Origin of the sequence: Actinomadura sp. CNU-125 (genome assembly GCF_001942465.1) — a bacterium.
Lineage (GTDB): Bacteria > Actinomycetota > Actinomycetes > Streptosporangiales > Streptosporangiaceae > Spirillospora.
The window spans coordinates 1-1044 of the sequence record NZ_MKJY01000551.1 but is presented as its reverse complement, the minus strand read 5'-3'; the positions used below and the strand labels follow the sequence as shown (position 1 = coordinate 1044).

1 protein-coding gene and 1 pseudogene are annotated in these 1044 nt (G+C 68.5%); both read left to right on the top strand.

Features of this window, described 5'->3' with window-relative positions; all coding sequences use genetic code 11:
- Positions 1 to 843: pseudogene (locus BJF79_RS40290) on the top strand (alpha-1,4-glucan--maltose-1-phosphate maltosyltransferase); the annotation flags it as partial.
- The coding region (locus BJF79_RS40285) for a hypothetical protein (protein WP_143220820.1) at positions 840 to 1044 on the top strand (205 nt) is incomplete at its 3' end. The pseudogene BJF79_RS40290 and the gene BJF79_RS40285, both read left to right, overlap by 4 nt.

The following is a 1044-nucleotide window of genomic DNA, read 5'->3' as shown; positions in this document are numbered from 1 at the left end:
CGGATCTTCCGGGTCGACAACCCCCACACCAAGCCCGTCCCGTTCTGGGAACGCCTCCTGGCCGACATCGCCACCACCGACCCGGACGTGCTGTTCCTGGCCGAAGCATTCACCCGCCCCGCGATGATGCACACCCTGGGCAAGATCGGCTTCCACCAGTCCTACACCTACTTCACCTGGCGCAACTCCGCCGAAGAGCTGCAGGAGTACTTCACCGAGCTGTCCGGACCGGCGGCGGCGTACATGCGGCCGAACTGCTTCACCAACACCCCCGACATCCTGAACGAGTACCTGCAACACGGCGGACGGGCAGCGTTCGAGATCCGCGCGATCCTGGCCGCGCTCCTCTCCCCCACCTGGGGCATCTACTCCGGCTACGAACTCTGCGAGAACACCCCTGTGCGGCCCGGCAGCGAGGAATACCGCGACTCGGAGAAGTACCAGTTCCGGCCCCGCGACTGGGACGCCGCCGCGACGGCGGGCACCACGATCGCACCGCTGATCACGCAGCTGAACACGCTGCGCAACGCCCACCCCGCCCTCCAATGGCTGCGCAACCTGCACTTCCACCACGTCGACCAGCCCGAACTCCTCGTCTTCTCCAAACGGCGCCTCAACGACACCGTCCTGGCCGTCGTCAACCTCAACCCCCACCACGCACGCGAAGCCACCGTCCACCTCGACCTGCCCGCACTCGGACTCCCCGACGACCCCGCACACCCCTTCACCGTCCTGGACGAACTCGACGGCACCGCCTACACCTGGCACAAGACCAACTACGTCCACCTCGACCCCAGGACGAAGCCCGCGCACGTCTTCACGCTGCGGGAGGAGGAGAGGTGAGCCGCCCCCGCGAGCCAGGCGCGCACGAGCCCGGGGACCTGCCCGCCGCCGAATGCCCGGCCGAGTCCGTCCCGGCGCCGTCCGAGCCCGTCCCGGACGCCTTCAGCCCGGAGACGCCGCGCGACCCGCACTGGTTCAAGACGGCGGTGTTCTACGAGGTGTCGGTGCGCGGGTTCGCCGACTCCAACAACGACGGCTACG